Source organism: Oceanobacillus sp. CFH 90083 (assembly GCF_009389585.1).
Lineage (GTDB): Bacteria > Bacillota > Bacilli > Bacillales > Amphibacillaceae > Oceanobacillus.
Genome location: NZ_VIYG01000006.1, coordinates 1 through 16,158, shown reverse-complemented (window position 1 = coordinate 16,158; position 16,158 = coordinate 1). Strand labels below are relative to the sequence as shown.

The 16,158-nt window shown below is 39.1% G+C and carries 16 protein-coding genes; 5 read left to right on the top strand and 11 right to left on the bottom strand.

The window, feature by feature from the left end:
- Positions 1–716: 716 nt before the first annotated feature.
- Together sda and FLK20_RS10565 are read right to left on the bottom strand one after the other, a co-directional pair.
- Positions 717–896, bottom strand: coding sequence for a sporulation histidine kinase inhibitor Sda (gene sda / locus FLK20_RS10570; RefSeq protein ID WP_152656540.1), 180 nt, complete (start codon positions 894–896; stop codon positions 717–719).
- Between the two features lie 892 nt (positions 897–1,788).
- Positions 1,789–2,439: a hypothetical protein gene (locus tag FLK20_RS10565; RefSeq protein WP_152656539.1), complete on the bottom strand. Its 651-nt coding sequence runs from the start codon at positions 2,437–2,439 to the stop codon at positions 1,789–1,791.
- A 379-nt stretch (positions 2,440–2,818) separates the two neighbouring features.
- Here FLK20_RS10565 and FLK20_RS10560 point away from each other — a divergent pair, with 379 nt between their 5' ends.
- Complete coding sequence (locus tag FLK20_RS10560) at positions 2,819–3,637, top strand: lipoate--protein ligase family protein (RefSeq protein ID WP_152656538.1); 819 nt, start codon at positions 2,819–2,821, stop codon at positions 3,635–3,637.
- Positions 3,638–3,648: 11 nt separating this feature from the next.
- A complete protein-coding gene (gene lipA, locus FLK20_RS10555) occupies positions 3,649–4,596 on the top strand; it encodes a lipoyl synthase (RefSeq protein ID WP_152656537.1) in 948 nt (315 codons plus the stop codon).
- A 120-nt stretch (positions 4,597–4,716) separates the two neighbouring features.
- Here the strand turns inward: lipA and FLK20_RS10550 are convergent, their stop codons facing one another.
- From FLK20_RS10550 to FLK20_RS22265, 4 genes are all read right to left on the bottom strand, one after another.
- The gene (locus FLK20_RS10550; RefSeq protein WP_152656536.1) at positions 4,717–5,196 is read right to left on the bottom strand and encodes a GNAT family N-acetyltransferase; all 480 of its coding nucleotides are present in this window, start codon (positions 5,194–5,196) and stop codon (positions 4,717–4,719) included.
- Positions 5,197–5,336: 140 nt separating this feature from the next.
- Positions 5,337–5,900 carry a winged helix-turn-helix transcriptional regulator gene (locus tag FLK20_RS10545; RefSeq protein WP_152656535.1) on the bottom strand — a complete coding sequence of 188 codons (564 nt, stop codon included), beginning with the start codon at positions 5,898–5,900 and terminating at the stop codon, positions 5,337–5,339.
- On the bottom strand, positions 5,900–6,253 hold the full coding sequence (locus tag FLK20_RS10540; RefSeq protein ID WP_152656534.1) for a VOC family protein: 354 nt from the start codon (positions 6,251–6,253) through the stop codon (positions 5,900–5,902). The genes FLK20_RS10545 and FLK20_RS10540 overlap by 1 nt, the downstream gene beginning before the upstream one ends.
- A gap of 131 nt (positions 6,254–6,384) precedes the next feature.
- Complete coding sequence (locus FLK20_RS22265; protein ID WP_152656785.1) at positions 6,385–6,465, bottom strand: hypothetical protein; 81 nt, start codon at positions 6,463–6,465, stop codon at positions 6,385–6,387.
- A 194-nt stretch (positions 6,466–6,659) separates the two neighbouring features.
- Here FLK20_RS22265 and FLK20_RS10530 point away from each other — a divergent pair, with 194 nt between their 5' ends.
- A complete protein-coding gene (locus tag FLK20_RS10530; protein ID WP_152656533.1) occupies positions 6,660–7,826 on the top strand; it encodes a DUF418 domain-containing protein in 1,167 nt (388 codons plus the stop codon).
- A 178-nt stretch (positions 7,827–8,004) separates the two neighbouring features.
- Here FLK20_RS10530 and FLK20_RS10525 read toward each other — a convergent pair whose 3' ends face one another.
- From FLK20_RS10525 to FLK20_RS10510, 4 genes are all read right to left on the bottom strand, one after another.
- Positions 8,005–9,918, bottom strand: a complete 1,914-nt coding sequence (locus FLK20_RS10525) for a TRAP transporter permease (protein ID WP_152656784.1) — start codon at positions 9,916–9,918, stop codon at positions 8,005–8,007.
- 113 nt (positions 9,919–10,031) lie between these two features.
- Complete coding sequence (locus FLK20_RS10520; protein ID WP_152656532.1) at positions 10,032–10,505, bottom strand: DUF1850 domain-containing protein; 474 nt, start codon at positions 10,503–10,505, stop codon at positions 10,032–10,034.
- Positions 10,495–11,463 (bottom strand): TAXI family TRAP transporter solute-binding subunit, encoded by a 969-nt coding sequence (locus FLK20_RS10515; RefSeq protein WP_152656531.1) that lies wholly within the window; start codon positions 11,461–11,463, stop codon positions 10,495–10,497. Before FLK20_RS10515 ends, FLK20_RS10520 begins: the two co-directional genes overlap by 11 nt.
- Positions 11,464–11,731: 268 nt before the next feature.
- Positions 11,732–12,811 (bottom strand): NAD(P)H-dependent flavin oxidoreductase, encoded by a 1,080-nt coding sequence (locus tag FLK20_RS10510; protein ID WP_152656783.1) that lies wholly within the window; start codon positions 12,809–12,811, stop codon positions 11,732–11,734.
- A gap of 183 nt (positions 12,812–12,994) precedes the next feature.
- Here FLK20_RS10510 and FLK20_RS10505 point away from each other — a divergent pair, with 183 nt between their 5' ends.
- Both FLK20_RS10505 and FLK20_RS10500 read left to right on the top strand, forming a co-directional pair.
- Positions 12,995–13,867 (top strand): LysR family transcriptional regulator, encoded by an 873-nt coding sequence (locus FLK20_RS10505; protein ID WP_152656530.1) that lies wholly within the window; start codon positions 12,995–12,997, stop codon positions 13,865–13,867.
- 268 nt (positions 13,868–14,135) lie between these two features.
- A complete protein-coding gene (locus FLK20_RS10500) occupies positions 14,136–15,050 on the top strand; it encodes an alpha/beta hydrolase fold domain-containing protein (RefSeq protein WP_152656529.1) in 915 nt (304 codons plus the stop codon).
- 263 nt (positions 15,051–15,313) lie between these two features.
- Here the strand turns inward: FLK20_RS10500 and FLK20_RS10495 are convergent.
- On the bottom strand, positions 15,314–16,158 hold an 845-nt coding region (locus tag FLK20_RS10495; protein WP_152656528.1), incomplete at its 5' end, for a sugar phosphate isomerase/epimerase family protein.

Here is a 16,158-nt window from a genome sequence, read left to right as displayed (position 1 = left end):
TTTCGTTATTAATTTATCATTGTTCTATAGTCATTTCAACCCAACGCCAAAAAATTTTACAGAAGCTTTACAAAATAATAGAATACAAAAAAGTCAACCTACTCCATAACCACATGGAATACATTGACTTTTAAAGTTTACGTGAATATTTACTTACTCGAGGTTAAACCCCTTCTATTAAATCCGAGATAACCGATGATCATCAAAGCAATCAGCCAGCCAAGCATGACCCCTTTATTAATCTTAATAAACAGCCCCGGACAGATAATAGAGATTTTTTCGCACTTCCCCGTCCTACTCTTTCAGGAAGATAGCCAGCTCCCATATCAAGCCTGTCTTCAAGTGCAAAAGCAATAATTATCATGATTACACTGAAAATCAAGGAAAAAATAAGCAGTTGTTATCTGTAAATGGATAAGTCAAATAAAGCTGCTCAGAACTCGCACTAAAAGAATCTAAAAAACATAAAGCCTCCAAGCAGCAAATGCTCTATTGGAATAACAAATCATCAGTTAAAAGTAACGGCTCACATAAATGTGTCTGAAAGTATTGTACAAATGTTTAAATGAAACGAACCTTTATAAAAAGACAGCATTGCGTACCATAAAGTACGAATGCTGCCTTTCCCAGCCTAAATCTAAGGCTGGTAGAATTCTACTTCCGATTTCAGCAATTATTGATTATAAGGCGATGAAGCTATGAATGTCCTGTTGCTATTACAATTCAAAAGTATTTGTCATGTCCATCGCTTTCGCAGTACTTTTTTCACGCCTCTCTGCCCGTTTCTTGATTTCATTTTTTAATGTTGTACAAAAATCCTGTTCCAGCTTTAACTTGATTGCATTTCTCAAAGACTCCTTTAAGAGTTCATCTGACAAATGCCTAAGACTGTTCATGGATATTCCTCCCGTGTTTGCATTTTGAACCCTTTGATTTTGAATAATCGGAAGTAGAAATCTATCTAAAATATGACAAAGTGGGACAAAAAGGGCAAAATAATTCGACAATAACTACTACCAGGGAGAATAAAGTTCCTTCCAGCTTTAGAGCAGTTAAAAGAAAAACAAAGAGAGATCGCAGAGCCAACATCAGAGACAATCTCCCAAGTAAAAAAGGTTTCTCGTATCAAATCTCGATACGAAAAACCTTTTTTTCATTAAAAATTATTTATCCCTAAAGTACCTTGATTAGCAATGTGTTTCCATAAGTTCAACATTATTTCTTCAGAAGTCTTATTCAACAACAGAACCTGCCGCCTCTGTGAATAAATGACATCCTTTGTTCCCCTTCTGAATATCCAATAAATATACTTGCTATTTATTAAGAAAATTCACGATCTTTGCAAACTTATTGTAAGGTTGATAAACATTTACATGACTAAAGCTTGGCAAACCAAAGAGGAAAGGCGCAGGATTGTCTGGTTTGGGACTGGGTCCGGGACCTCGATTACACGCACCATAAAAACTGTCGCTAAAATTATATGTTTTCCTAACATATAAAAAGAGCCATCCCTTTCTATAAGGTAATGGCTCTTATCACTATCTGCTATATTTTTGCTTCTTTTTATAAAAGCATCTATTAGTAAATAATTTTTTCACGCTCTTTTTCAGTTTCTTCAGGAGCACCGGCAAAGACACCATTCGTTGATTTATCAGCCGCATCCTGCAGCTCATCTTGCCGGCAGGTGATAGTTCATCACACTCCTTTATTTATGCATCACTGAATTAGATTATTAGATGGGATCAAATCACATTTGCAATTTTTAGAACCAATGATGCAAGTCAGCTATTATTTCCCTGCTCTATTTGACTTTTTCTCATCCAAATCCCGGTAAAATTGCTCCTTACGAGATAAATAGCGCCCATGCCCGTGACGTTCTCTGACTTTTTTTATTTGTCCCTGAATATACATCATAAGCGGCAGAACGCCCAGTGCATATCTTCCAAAACGCCCCACTTCAAAATCCGGCAATATTCTTTCCGCAACAAGCGGGAAAACAGTAAACACCAGACCAATCATAATAACTAAAATGATTTCAGCATGAAACCTGCTGCTGATGCGGGAAGCCTTCCGCCCCATCGCCAGGATAAAAGAAACAATATATACAGACACCAGACAAAAACCTGCGTACAGCATCGTAAAAAATGCCGCATGTCTTGCGTTATCGCCAATAAGAAAGTTTATCGGCTCTCCTTGATAGAGAATACCCTCTTCACTTCCATTAAAAGTAAAGAACACAATGACCATATAACCAACCATAAAAAACATAAAAAAGATAAGACCGAAGACAACCATACTCCACAGAATTAGAAAAAGTCTTCGGATCAAGCGGAAAACAAGGCCTGAGCCAGGTATTTTACTAAAGATATAAATAATAATAAAAATACCAATAAAGCCTCCAACTACTAATAGAGTAGACAGGATTTCATCTGCTATCATAAACTGCACCTTCTTTTATTCTCATACAGAGAAGCTGTTTTTATCATATACAGATTTTGCTTGAGCTGGCAATAGGATTTTTTAATCATTCGGATTAATGATAAACATTTTTTCTATACTGCTGTATTGCAACAACTTAAATCATTTTTCATATGTTCTATAATAATATTTGACTTTTTTGACAAATATAATTTTACAGTTTACCATGATAGAGAATGCTTCAAAGGCTTTGTTCTCAAAAGTTAAAATGCTGATAAAGGTTAATAACTCTATCAATCTAGCACTTCATAAGAGAATGTCATAGCATTTTGGGCAATAATGGATCAAATACATACTTAAAGGAGGATCGATTTTCTCAGACTGATGAGAGAAACTATTTATGACGGAAACCTGGTATTTCTTAGACACGAATAAACAAACACCTGCCTATAATATGGCAGCAGATGAATGCTTACTTCGATGGCATAGTGACGGCAAAATACCACCTGTTTTACGTTTTTATGAGTGGCTTCCTGCCGGTCTTTCCATTGGATATTTTCAAAAAACAAAAAATAAAATAGACCTGGAAGCAGTGAAGAAAAACGGTTTTCAACTGGTCCGCAGGCTGACTGGCGGCCGTGCAGTACTGCATGATAAAGAGCTGACATACAGCATTATTATCTCAGAAAATCATCCACGTATGCCAAAGTCTGTGAAAGAGGCTTATCTGGTTTTATCAAAAGGGTTATTAGAAGGATATCGTCAGCTTGGAATTGCTGCCGATTTTGCTGTACCCAAAGAAAAGGTAACTCCAGCTCAATCTGCTGTTTGTTTCGAAGAGCCTTCCTGGTATGAATTAGTCATCGACAATAAAAAGGCAGCCGGCAGTGCCCAAACAAGAATGCAGGGAGTTATTTTACAGCATGGGTCCATTCCTCTCTCTGTGGATAAAGATACCTTATACGACCTTTTTATTTACCGTAATGAAAAAGTGAAAGAGCGTGCACGTGCCAGCTACGATAATAAAGCTATTTCAATTCATCAGGCAGCTGGACGGGAAGTATCCTTAGAAGAAACAAAAAAAGCACTGAAAACCGGATTCCAAATCGGCTTAGACATTGAACTGAAGACATTTGTCCTTTCCAACGAGCAAGAAAAAGAAATTCATGATTTGATGCACAGCAAATACGTAACAGATGAATGGAATTTTTCCAGATAGGAGTCGATAATATGTCCAGACAAGAGGAATATTTACGAAAACCTGAATGGCTGAAAATTAAGCTCAATACGAATAAATCTTATAGCCATTTAAAACATTTAATGCGTGATAAACGATTAAACACCGTCTGTGAAGAAGCAAAATGCCCAAATATCTATGAATGCTGGAGTGAACGTCAGACTGCCACCTTTATGATTCTTGGTGATACATGTACAAGAGGCTGCCGCTTCTGTGCAGTAAAAACTGGACTTCCAAATGAGCTGGACTGGAATGAGCCAAAGCGTGTGGCTGAATCGGTTGAAATCATGGGGCTTAAACATGTTGTCATCACTGCTGTAGCCCGTGATGATTTAAAAGATGGCGGCGCTGCTGTTTTTGCAGAAACAGTTCGCCAAGTCCGTGAAAAAGTACCTGGCTGTACGATTGAAATCTTACCTTCTGATATGAAAGGAGATTATGAAAGCTTACATACCTTAATGGATAGCGGTCCGGATATTTTCAACCATAATATTGAAACGGTCAGCAGGCTGACGAAAAAAGTTCGTGCCATTGCAAAATATGATCGTTCACTGGAATTATTAAGAAGAGTAAAAGAAATTGCACCAAATACACCTACAAAATCAAGTATTATGGTTGGACTTGGAGAAACAAAAGAGGAGCTTATTGAGGCAATGGATGATCTTCGTGCGCATAACGTAGACATTGTAACCCTTGGTCAATATTTGCAGCCAACGAAAAAACATCTGCAAGTAGAACGCTATTATCATCCCGACGAATTTGCGGAATTAAAAGAAATCGCACTTTCGAAAGGATTCTCACATTGTGAAGCAGGTCCGCTGGTACGTTCCTCTTACCACGCAGATGAACAGGTCAGCCAATCCGCTGCCCAACGCCGCATTAAATATATGAAAGGTTACGAGGAAACAAGCGGGAAAGAGCTGGACAGCTTTTCATTTTAAAGAAAGAAGCAGCAAAAGACCCAGTTGGAAATTAGTCCAACTGGGTTAGTTTGATAACAATAGCTGCCAACGCTAAGATGGATGAAACAGTCCTCACGTGATTCCACTATGTCCACTGACTCAGATACTTGCTCCAGTATGCTGCATTGTGTTAAAAATCAATTTCATCCCCTCATGGCTTGCGGAAAATCCTAATCTTTCATAAAAGCGATGGGCATCATTTCGCAGCTTATCTGTTGTCAGCTGTACAAGACCACAATTTTCATCCTTCGCAATAGCTATTGCTTCTTTAAACAAAGCCTCCCCGATTCCTTTTCCACGAAAATTCTTATCAATACGCACCGCTTCAATTTGTGCACGTTTCATTCCCAGCCTTGCTAACCCAGGTATGATAGTTAATTGCAGACAGCCAATTATATTTTCATCTTCCATTGCTAAAATAATCTGATTACCGGTTTGGGCTTCCATTTCCTCAAAAGCCTGATCATATTCATCCGGCAATGGCTCTTCATACCTTTCACGCTGAGAACCTAATTCATCATCAGCTAATAAGCGAACGATTGCAGGTACATCTTCTTTCCGAGCTTTCCGAAAATTCATCTGACCTTCCTCCTCTCGATCAAAGTAGAAGTCTATTATTTGAATCTGCCTGATCCTTATTACTAATCTGGTATCCATACATCAAGGCCTGTTTCATTTTTAAAAATTTGATACAGCTTCAACAAAATATAGAAATGGAATTAAAGTAATGCGGATAAATCACTCATGGCAGATCGAATAATCGGCTTCACATCATCATTCAATGCATACGTATACTTCGGTGTTGGATCGGTAATGAGCGTCTTCTCTACTAAGCCTTTTTCCCACAGCTCACCAAGCCGTCGGGAAAGGATACGGGGGGTCACTGTCTGCAACAGCTGACGTATCGCATTGAACTCATGATATTGACAATAAAGCGCGAGTAACACCGGCCAATTCCAGGCTTTGGCGGCAAGGAAACCTTGACTCAGCTGATGCTCCGTATTTGAAATCACATAGGCAGCTTCCTTCATAAAAAGTCCTTTTTCAGTAAGCTCATATTCCGGAAGCAATGGATGGTTCCGCTCAAAAGGAGACAGATGCTGAATAAGCCCTGCTTCTGTCATCGTCTTCAAATTACTGCTCAGTCTCGACGGAGAAATTTGCAAAATATTCTTTAAGGGGGTGAATCTCCCTCCTGATTTATCAAGTGACAGCAGAATGGGAATGATCCACCTTCCCGAAAGTTCTTTGGTAATCTGTATCACCTGAACAGCTTTTTCCATTATAGTGTTTGAGATAACTCCAAGTCATGGCCGTCAGGATCTTTAAATGTAATTAACTTAACATATCCTGGGATGATGGAAACATCACCATTAAATACAATTCCCTTTTCCGTCAATTTTTTGACTGCCGCATCGATGTTCTCTACTTCCATGACAGCAGCTGCTGTCGAAGGAATAATCTTCTCCGCCTCTGAAAATCCAATATAACAATCCTTTGTATTCGTATGCACGCTTCCCATTCCATTTTCCTTATCAAAGGAATACTTCTCAAATCCCAGCTGCTCCGTATAAAATTCCATTGTACGCTCAAGATCACTGACATTGTACCATAATGTAAAACCTGGTTTATACATGAAAAAACACTCCTTTTATATTTGATACCGAAAGTATACTAGATATATTTTTAGATGTCAATCATACTTTTCTTAAATATCAGAAAAATATTCCGGCAGTCTTTTAATCGTCCTATCCATTCCCTCAAAGTTTATTTTAAGATATTTTTAAATTTAAAATGGGTGGTACTTCTCCAAAGATATTCAAACGGCCCCTGCTTAAAAAAGCCCAGCCAGCCATATTATTTGAGAGCTGGAATAAAGGCAGGCATTTTACTAAGGTGGAAATTTTTTATCAGATATCATTAGATAGAGGACTTGACAAAGAAATCAGTAAATGATAAATTTTGATTAATCAATCAAAAATATTACCAAATAACCAAATTAAATATTGAACAACCAAAAAAATAAATAAGGAGGATAATTCATGACTGACTTAGAAGCTGGAAAAATGGTTCAAAAGAAAAGAGCCCTATCCTTAGACCTTGCCCGGGGATCGATGCTTTTTTTGATTATACTCTCGCATATCCCATTGTTTTTATACACGATCGAACCAGGCGTTATCACAAAAGTTGCCGCCAGTACACCATTAGATCATTTCTTAAATTTTCTAATGGAAATCATTGTAGATAATCGGGCACGTCCGTTATTTGCTATCCTGTTTGGCTATGGTCTCGTCATGATTTACCGTAAGCAATCGGAAAGAAAGGGTACAGCGGAAGCCAAACGCATTATCAAAAAACGCTGCTGGTATTTAATATTATTCGGTGCTGTACTCGCCGGTATCGCTGGCGGGCAGGATATCTTAATGACCTATGGTATTGCGGGGCTCCTGTTAATCTCCAGCTTAAAAAAGAACAATAAGAAGATTAAAAAGTATGTGCTTATTTCTACTATTATTTGCATCCTGTATATCCCGTTTTTATGGGGTGGTATTATCGTAGAGAATCAAGCTTACGGATTACCGGTAGAATTAACTGGTCAGGAAACATATGTAAATACAATGCTTGAGCGGCTGGTTTCTATCCCTATCATTCCATTACTTACCCATATCGCCTTTCCGGTTATTCCTTCCGTCCTAATGGGAATCTGGCTGGGAAATATCAATGTATTCATTAAACCGCAAAATCATATCAAGCTGCTAAAACAATTAACCATTGGCGGCTTAAGCCTTTCACTTGCAGGTGCTATACCATTGGTACTGATTAATGATGTCTGGTTTCCTGACCTTTTCACCGCAGGGTTTGTATACGGTATTCATATTCTTACTGGTTTTGCAGGTGGTGTAGGCTACGCAGCATTATTTGGGCTGCTGGGCGTTACTATTAAAAATCGTGGTGTCATATTAGATGCTATCGCCGCAATGGGAAAACGGTCATTAACATTTTTTGTGATACATGAAGTTTTGACAGTTATACTCCTTTCTCCTATCGCCTTCCATTTAGGAGCATCCCTGACTGTCACCACTTCTGTACTGCTCGGCATCATAATGTGGATGTTTACTTTATCAATTGCATACTTAATGGAGCGTCAGCAGGTAGAGGGACCATTGGAGAAGTATATGCGGTATTTGGTTTATAAAAAGCAGGGATAGAGAATAAAATGCTGAAGCGGAGAAAAGAGTCTGTTCTATAAATATCTTTTTGATTTCATATTTTTATCATCTATCATGTAAGCAATCCTTGAGATTAAGGCTTGAGAGTGTGAATTGCTCCTGCTCAAGCCTTATTTTTATTTACAAAGTTTGACAGACTTCACCAACATTACTTTTGTTAATCTAAGCCTTCCTTTAAAGGAAGTGCTGCCGATGGCTCTTTGTTGCTTTTGATATAGTTTAATATAAAAATCAAAATAATGATCGTGTATCCAATTATATCTGTAATCAACTCTGGTACAATTAATAATAGAGAACTCATTCCAAGTATCATCCGGGTCATAATGCTTAAATGCGTTTTAATATATCCCTCCACTGCCGCACTAATGGCTATTACCGCTATCGTAGAACTTACAGCAACCATCATAATATCCGATATCGCTGCAAACGGAAAATCTGTCGTATTCGCAGGCAATCCATCCGGATTAATTAATAGCATGGCAGGAGCATACACAAATATAAATGGAACGATAAAACCTGCTATCGATAATCTTAGCGATATAAATCCCGTTTTCATCGGGTCGCCTCCTGCCAGTCCGGATGCAGCAAAGGATGCCAGAGCAACTGGTGGCGTGATATTGGCAAAGATACCAAAATAGAATACAAACAAATGAGCAATGAGAACCGGAATCCCAAATTCCGCCAGGGCCGGAGCAGCCATTGTAGCTGTAATAATATAAGCCGGAATAGATGGCAGGCCCATCCCTAAAACAATCGAGGCAAACATCGTTAAGATTAACGTGAGCATTAAGGAACCAGCGCCCAGACTAGTAATGGCAGAGGATAATGTTGCACCAAAACCAGTCAGGTTAACAACACCGATAACAATACCGACGACCCCGCAGGCAACAATCGTTGATAACGCTTGTCTTGTTCCTGTTTCTAATGCCTGCAGAATATCTTTTACATTCATTCTTGTATGTTTTCTAAACCAGGATACAATAACGGTAATAATGATTGTATAAAAGGCAGCATAAGAAACTGGCACGTTAGAAAAAAGCATCACTATCAGGCTGACGAGGGGGATCGTTAAATGCCAGCCCTCCTTCAACACTTTTTTTAATTGAGGAAGATCCGCTTTTGGCAAGCCTCTTAAGTTAGCACGTCCTGCGCGGTAATGAACCTGCATAATACTGCTTAAAAAAAATAAAAATGCGGGAATGATTGCGGAAAGAGCTATTGTTCCATAGGAGATACCGGTTGTTTCTGCCATAATAAATGCACTCGCTCCCATAATTGGTGGTAAAATTTGTCCGCCAATCGAGGAGCTGGCCTCCACAGCACCTGAAAAGTTTTTATCATAACCAATTCTTTTCATCAAAGGTATCGTAAATGCACCTGTACTGACAACGTTTCCAACAGCTGAACCGTTGACTGACCCCATAAAGGCACTTGAAATAACAGCTACCTTGGCCGGTCCACCCTGTTTATGGCCGGCAAGCGCAAGAGCCAAATCATTAAAGAATTTTCCCATTCCTGATTTCGCCAGAAACGCACCAAATAAAATAAATAAGAAGATAAATTGTACAGATGCACCAATTGCCGTAGAAAATAACCCTTCCGTTTTCGTATATAATTGACCAAAGATATCTGCTAAATCAAAAGGTCTTGTCAGCAGCATTCTCGGCAGCCAATCTTGATGGCTAAAGAATGGATAAGCTAGAAATAACAGTGCTAATACAGGCAAAATCCAGCCGGTAACCCGACGCGCAGCTTCAAATACTAAAATTACTGTCAAAATAGCCATCATAATATCCATCGTGTTGGCAATTCCGCCACGTACGGTTACTATATCCTGATATACAACAAACAAATAAATACAGGAAGTGGTACTTAATCCAAAAAGAATCCAATCGTACCAGGGCACCTGCGTACGACCTTGCTTTTTGAAAGCTGGATAAAGCAGAAAAACCATTGCCAGCCCAACCATTAAATGAAAATTTCGCTGCAGAAGGGTGGGCATCGGGTTAAATGTAATATATAAATGAACTAACGCATAACCAATCGCCAAAATACTAAAAAAACATACCATCGTCTTGCTGTCCCACTTCCGCACATTCGATTCCAAATCGAATTTTTCCAGTACCTTTTCTACCTTGTCCTGTGAAATCTCCGCATCCGATATTCCATTCAGCTGATCCTTTTTCAAAAATAATCACCCCTTATGTATTCCCAAACAGGTAATTTTCGTGTTGTAATAATGACATTTTCGTATTGATCAAAATGCTGGTATAGAGGTATTTCACGACCATTAATAAACAGTGTAGTTTGTACAAATTCAGAAATGGTTACATTTAACTCCTCATATTCAATATCAAGCTCCATATGAATAAATCCATTTTCAGTCATCGTCTTATTTGCCTGAAAGGGGGTTCCGGCTCCATATGTTTTAAAAAAGGTATCTGTTAAAATAATTTTCTGATCTTCCCTCTGATAGCTTTCAAGCCATTCCTCTTTTTCAATCGAATGAATCCAGCCTAAAACAAACTGATCCTCTTTTATAAAAAAAGAAGTGTTCTCCCCTGCTACTTCAATGACAGGAAAACGATAGAAAAGAAGGACAGGGAGCAAGATGAACAGCAAACTCCCCATCCATATTCTTTTTTTCTTATTGCTCATTAAAATATTTTTCAGCCCCTGGATGTAACGGTGCTATCAGCCCCTCTTGGGCATTTTCTAATGAAATATCCTCTGCTGCCTGGTGGGAATTGCTTAATGTGTCCAGACTTTCAAAGAATGTTTTCGTTAATTTATAAACATCCTCCTCACTAAAATCACTGCGTACAACAAGAGCATTAGGTACAGCAGCAGTCGGGACAGGCTCCTCATTATCATACGTATCTGCCGGGATTTCAAAGGCTATAAAGTATGGATGCTCCTCTGCAATTTCCGTAATATTATCTGCATCGATGGCTACTAAATTAATATCCGTTGTTTCCGACAGTTCTAATAAAGAAGCATTAGGCAGACCGCTTGTTAAAAAAGCAGCATCAATCCTTCCTGCCGATAAACCATCCGACGCCTCGGCATAACCAAGATAGTCTACCTGCAAGTCGTCATAAGTAATGCCATGTCCATCTAATAACGCACGGGCATTCAGCTCTACTCCAGATCCCTGATCACCGACAGCAACACGCTTGCCGATTAAGTCTTCCATTGTTTCAATTCCAGCATCAGCACGGGCAACGATTTGAACTACATTTGGATATAAGTTTGCAATCTGGGAAATCCCATCTAATGGTTCTGAGAAGCTTGCTTCCCCGTTTAAAGCCTGGCTCAATGCATCACTCATCACAAAAGCCATTTCAACCTTTCCCTCTGCCATCAGATTTAAGTTTTCAGCAGACGCTCCGGTAGTTTGTGTTCTTGAATTTACATCGTAGGCATTCGTGTAAATATCCGCTAAAGTAGTTGCTATTATATTATAAGGACCAGAAGCTCCCCCTGTAGCAATGGTTAAAATATTACTATCTAAGCTCTCACTCTCACTTTCACCATCATCATTTCCACAAGCAGCAAGCAGTAATCCAGCTAGTAACAATAATGAGATGGATAACGTCAGCTTCTTAAGTTTCATCATTTTCTCCCCCTTTTCCCTGCTTTACTACATTTATAATGTCTCCCTTTTTAAAATAGAACTATTAAAGAAATATTGGAGATTTTATTATGTTAAATCTGCGATAGCAGTAATGCTGTATAGTCACTAAATTATATTAAATAAGCTTCGATTAAATTTTGTTAAACGATGCTTTTTCTAAAAAGAAGGGACTATGCTTCCATACCTGCATAAAAAAAGGACAACCAGAAAAATCTGGCTATCCCTGTGGTATAAAAGGAGTGGTTCCTTATATATTCCAATTTATTTGCTTGATTTCTGCAACTATATTTTCCATCAATGCTTCCACTTTTTGGCTTTTCGCTAACCTGGGACTTTGCCCGGACCAAAGTGACATAAAATCCGGATTATCTTGGATGGCAGCGGCTTTTCTAATATCCTGTGTAAGTGTATTTTGAACAGGAAAATCCGGCAAAAATACTTCATGGTGTTCCATTTCTAAAATAAAGTGATTTTTAATCCCTCTTGCCCATTTACCGGAAAAGGCCCGAGTGAGTACGGTCTGATCTTCGTTAATATTTAAAATAGCTTCTTTGTGTACCTTATGTGCCCCACTTTCCACGCAAGTCAAAAAGGCTGTCCCCATTTGCACACCTTGCGCCCCTAAACAAATGGAAGCGGCCACTCCTCTCCCATCCATTATTCCACCGGCAGCAATAGCAGGGATACGGATATGATCAACAACCTGCGGAAGCAGTGCCATCAAGCCCACGGCACCTTCCTGTTCCGGATTGATAAAGCCTCCGCGATGTCCGCCAGCCTCACTTCCTTGCACCACAACCAGATCCATTCCTGCCGCTTCATTTTCAACTGCTTCGGTCACTGTTGTAGCAGTTCCGATCAGCGTAATATTATGTTGTTTTAATTCAGCAATGACATCCTGTGGCGGAATACCAAATGCAAAGGAACAAATCGGAACCTTCTCCTCTATCACAACCTTGATTTGTTCCATAAAGGTGGCAACAACCTCTTGATGATCTGATATAGAGAAACTGTCTGTGTGAGGTAAATTCAGTTGCTGACGGATAGGGTTTAAGGCTTGGTTTGCTGCTTTTATACCATCCTCGGAAACTTGAAATGGGCTGGGAACAAATAAATTAATGCCAAAGGGCTTGGATGTCAGCTTCTTTATTTCTTTTATTTGTTCCTGCATTTGCACAGGTGTCATATATCCTGCTCCGATCATCCCTAATCCACCTGCATTTGACGTTGCAGTCACTAATTTTGAGGTCGTTATCCCGCCAGCCATAGGCGCTTGTATAATCGGATACTTTATTTTTAAAAGCTTTGTCATTTCATTATGTATCATCATTTCACACCCCTTTATCTATTTTTACTTATCCTCGAGCGAACAGAGTGATAAAAATATATCTTTCCTGATTAAAACCGTTATATATCAAGTATACAATTTTTTTGATATACTGAATAATACATAATAATGATATTTGCTATCTGTTAATCTGATGACAAAAGAAAGCGGGGAAAGAGGAGCATGGATTTGCACTTACTAAAAATTTTTTATACGGTTGCGAGGTTAGGAAGCATTTCACAAGCTGCCAAAGAACTCCAATATGCACAGTCCAATATTACAATGAAAATACAGCAATTAGAAAAAAGTCTGCAAACCACCCTTTTTTACAGGCATAACCGCGGCACTGTCCTGACAGATAAAGGAAGTCTGCTTTTGACATATACAGAAAAAATATTCCATCTGGTGGAGGAGACAGAAGCAGTAATGAAAGATGATCAAACACCCAGAGGTTCGTTAACTGTCGGTTCGATGGAAACAACGGCTGCCGTACGCTTACCAACCTTTCTTTCCAAGTATCACAAGGCTTTTCCAAAGGTGGATTTAACACTAAAAACAGGCTCTACAGAACAAAATATCCAAGGCGTCCTTCAGCATGAAATCGATGGAGCGTTTGTAGCAGAACCCATCGAACACCCTGCCCTCCTCCAAAAAGAAGTTTTTGAAGAGGAAATGGTTCTGATAACAGAGACAAACCACCCGGGCATCACTTCGATCAAGGACCTACAAACAAGGACTATGCTGGCATTTCGTACAGGATGTGCTTATCGGGAAAAGCTTGAGCATTGGTTCCATCAGGAGGGTGTGATTCCTAATAAAATCATGGAGCTGGGAACTCTGGAGGCTATCATTGGCTGTGTATCTGCCGGACTTGGTCTCAGCATGCTTCCACGAAGCGTTGTTGCAAAATATATAGAAGAAGGAAGCCTGAAGCAGCATCCTATTCCGCATCCGTATGAAAAAGTAAAGACCGTATTTATTTACAGAAAAGACCGGTACATACCCGCCTCATTGATTACATTTATGAATATGCTCGATAGTGAAGTGAAATCTTAGTTTAATTTTTCATTATCTAGTAAAATATACAATATCTAATAACATGCTTACTTATCATTCCGGACGTTTTCAGAAGCAGATTTTTTAATAAATCCACATGTTGCTGCTATCACTGTTTTATAAATTTACCTGCATATATAATGGTCTATAAACTAAATAAAGAGAACAAATAGAATAATACTTTTAATAACAAATGGTCGTAAAACTGCCGTAAAAGCTTATTGAAAAGAATTCAAATATCATTCTTCAGAAAGAAGTGAGTCAGAACATGCGCAGTGTACAAAGCAAAATAGTTGAACGTTTTCTTACCCGACTGGGGAGTAAAGAAAAATTCACAGATGAGAAACGTCTGGCTGCATTTATGGAAAAAAAGCGGGCTGAAAAGCCATATACCTTACCTAAACATATCCAAAAGAAATATGCGATCGAAAAAAAAAATTTGAACGGAATGGATTGTTATATTTTTAACCAGGAAAACAAGTCTCCAGAAAAACAGATACTTTATTTACATGGCGGAGGTTATATCAATCAGCCATTAGGCTATCATTGGAGGTTTCTTGGTGAAATAGAAAAACAAACAAATACGACAATCATTGTCCCCATTTACCCAAAAGCACCGAATCACCAGTATCAGGAAGCATTTGCTCAAGTTCTCCCAATCTATGAAGCTATGCTGCAACATTCAGAAGAGAAAGAGATTGTGCTGATGGGAGACTCTGCCGGGGGAGGCTTTGCATTAGCTTTAGCGCAATTGCTTCTGCAAAAGGGGCTGCCACAGCCTCGACATATCATTTTACTTTCCCCCTGGCTCGATATTACAATGAAAAATCCAGAGGCATATGAATTAGAAAGCAAAGACCCAATCTTAGGGATTTACGGCTTAATTCAAATAGGGAAAGCCTACGCAGGTGATACCGATCCCAATCACTATTTACTCAGCCCGATGAATGGGCAATTAAGAGGATTAGGAGAAATTTCTTTATTCATTGGCACACATGAAATATTTTTACCTGACGCCAGAAAATTCAAAGAAAAAGCCGAGTCTCAAGGTGTGACTATCAATTACTATGAATATCCGGAAATGAACCATATCTTTCCGCTTTTCCCTATTCCGGAAGCGAAAAAAGCGACAGCAGAAATTGGGAATATCATTCATGCGGCTTTCGAGTCGGAAAAAATCTAATAAATGATATAGTCCGTTCCAAATATGATCAGATAAAAGAAGCAAAAGATTATTTAGAAGCTCCATATGTCCTAATCGTATTGTTGGAATCAATTAAAAGTTTTACAGAACCTGCCTTTACACTGAGTCAAAAGAGCATTAACTATCCAGAATAAAAGCCAAACCCCTATTAGCAAAGGATTTGGCTCTTTTTCAATTCGATTAATTTTCGCTTTGTATAGCGTCTATCTTACCTAAACAATCAATATCTCTTCCTTACATTTTTAAGCCCACCACATGGAAGCTGGAGGTTCAGTTATATTCACCTGCTTTAAATTTTTCACTGCTGCATGGAACCCTTCCTCAATCGACATAATCGGATCTTCATGCTCAATACTGATGACATAATCATAGCCATAGGTTCTGAGCGCGCTGACGATATTCGACCATTCCTGAATACTATGTCCATACCCTACAGAACGAAAACTCCAGGCTCGCGTCTGCACCTCTCCATAGGGCTGCATATCTGTTAAGCCATACATATTGACGTTATCCTGATCAATATACGTATCTTTCGCATGGAAATGATGGATTGCCCCAGCTTTACCAAGAATCTTAATTGCCGCTACCGGATCAATTCCCTGCCACCATAAATGACTCGGATCAAGGTTTGCTCCAATTGCATTACTGGTTGCCTCACGCAGCTTCAGCATCGTATGCGGTGTATGAACAAGAAAGCCGGCATGGAGCTCCAATCCAACTTTAACACCATGATCCTCCGCAAATTGTCCCTGTTCCTTCCAATATGGAATCAGCTTTTCTTCCCACTGCCATTTTAAAATATCAGAATATTCCGTCGGCCATGGTGTTACCGGCCAGTTTGGATACTTCGAATCTTCATTCGATCCCGGTGTACCGGAAAAAGTATTAACTACCGGAACATCCAGCAGTTCTGCCAAACGGACGGTTTTCACAAACGCCTCATGACTTGCTTTGGCATGAGCCTGGTTTGGTGAAACAGGATTATCATGACAGCTAAATGCGCTAATGGTTAGTCCGCGTGAATCAATCTTATCTTTGAATTCCTTTCGCTTCTCCCTGTTTTCCAGCAGTTCATCGATTGGACAAT

What these genes read in the sequence shown, in the direction of transcription:
- sda (WP_152656540.1), bottom strand. Translation starts at nt 896, where the DNA reads ATGAACAGTCTTAGGCATTTGTCAGATGAACTCTTAAAGGAGTCTTTG.
- FLK20_RS10565 (WP_152656539.1), bottom strand. Translation starts at nt 2,439, where the DNA reads ATGATAGCAGATGAAATCCTGTCTACTCTATTAGTAGTTGGAGGCTTT.
- FLK20_RS10560 (WP_152656538.1), top strand. Translation starts at nt 2,819, where the DNA reads ATGACGGAAACCTGGTATTTCTTAGACACGAATAAACAAACACCTGCC.
- lipA (WP_152656537.1), top strand. Translation starts at nt 3,649, where the DNA reads ATGTCCAGACAAGAGGAATATTTACGAAAACCTGAATGGCTGAAAATT.
- FLK20_RS10550 (WP_152656536.1), bottom strand. Translation starts at nt 5,196, where the DNA reads ATGAATTTTCGGAAAGCTCGGAAAGAAGATGTACCTGCAATCGTTCGC.
- FLK20_RS10545 (WP_152656535.1), bottom strand. Translation starts at nt 5,900, where the DNA reads ATGGAAAAAGCTGTTCAGGTGATACAGATTACCAAAGAACTTTCGGGA.
- FLK20_RS10540 (WP_152656534.1), bottom strand. Translation starts at nt 6,253, where the DNA reads ATGTATAAACCAGGTTTTACATTATGGTACAATGTCAGTGATCTTGAG.
- FLK20_RS10530 (WP_152656533.1), top strand. Translation starts at nt 6,660, where the DNA reads ATGACTGACTTAGAAGCTGGAAAAATGGTTCAAAAGAAAAGAGCCCTA.
- FLK20_RS10525 (WP_152656784.1), bottom strand. Translation starts at nt 9,918, where the DNA reads ATGGTATGTTTTTTTAGTATTTTGGCGATTGGTTATGCGTTAGTTCAT.
- FLK20_RS10520 (WP_152656532.1), bottom strand. Translation starts at nt 10,505, where the DNA reads ATGAGCAATAAGAAAAAAAGAATATGGATGGGGAGTTTGCTGTTCATC.
- FLK20_RS10515 (WP_152656531.1), bottom strand. Translation starts at nt 11,463, where the DNA reads ATGAAACTTAAGAAGCTGACGTTATCCATCTCATTATTGTTACTAGCT.
- FLK20_RS10510 (WP_152656783.1), bottom strand. Translation starts at nt 12,811, where the DNA reads ATGATACATAATGAAATGACAAAGCTTTTAAAAATAAAGTATCCGATT.
- FLK20_RS10505 (WP_152656530.1), top strand. Translation starts at nt 12,995, where the DNA reads ATGGATTTGCACTTACTAAAAATTTTTTATACGGTTGCGAGGTTAGGA.
- FLK20_RS10500 (WP_152656529.1), top strand. Translation starts at nt 14,136, where the DNA reads ATGCGCAGTGTACAAAGCAAAATAGTTGAACGTTTTCTTACCCGACTG.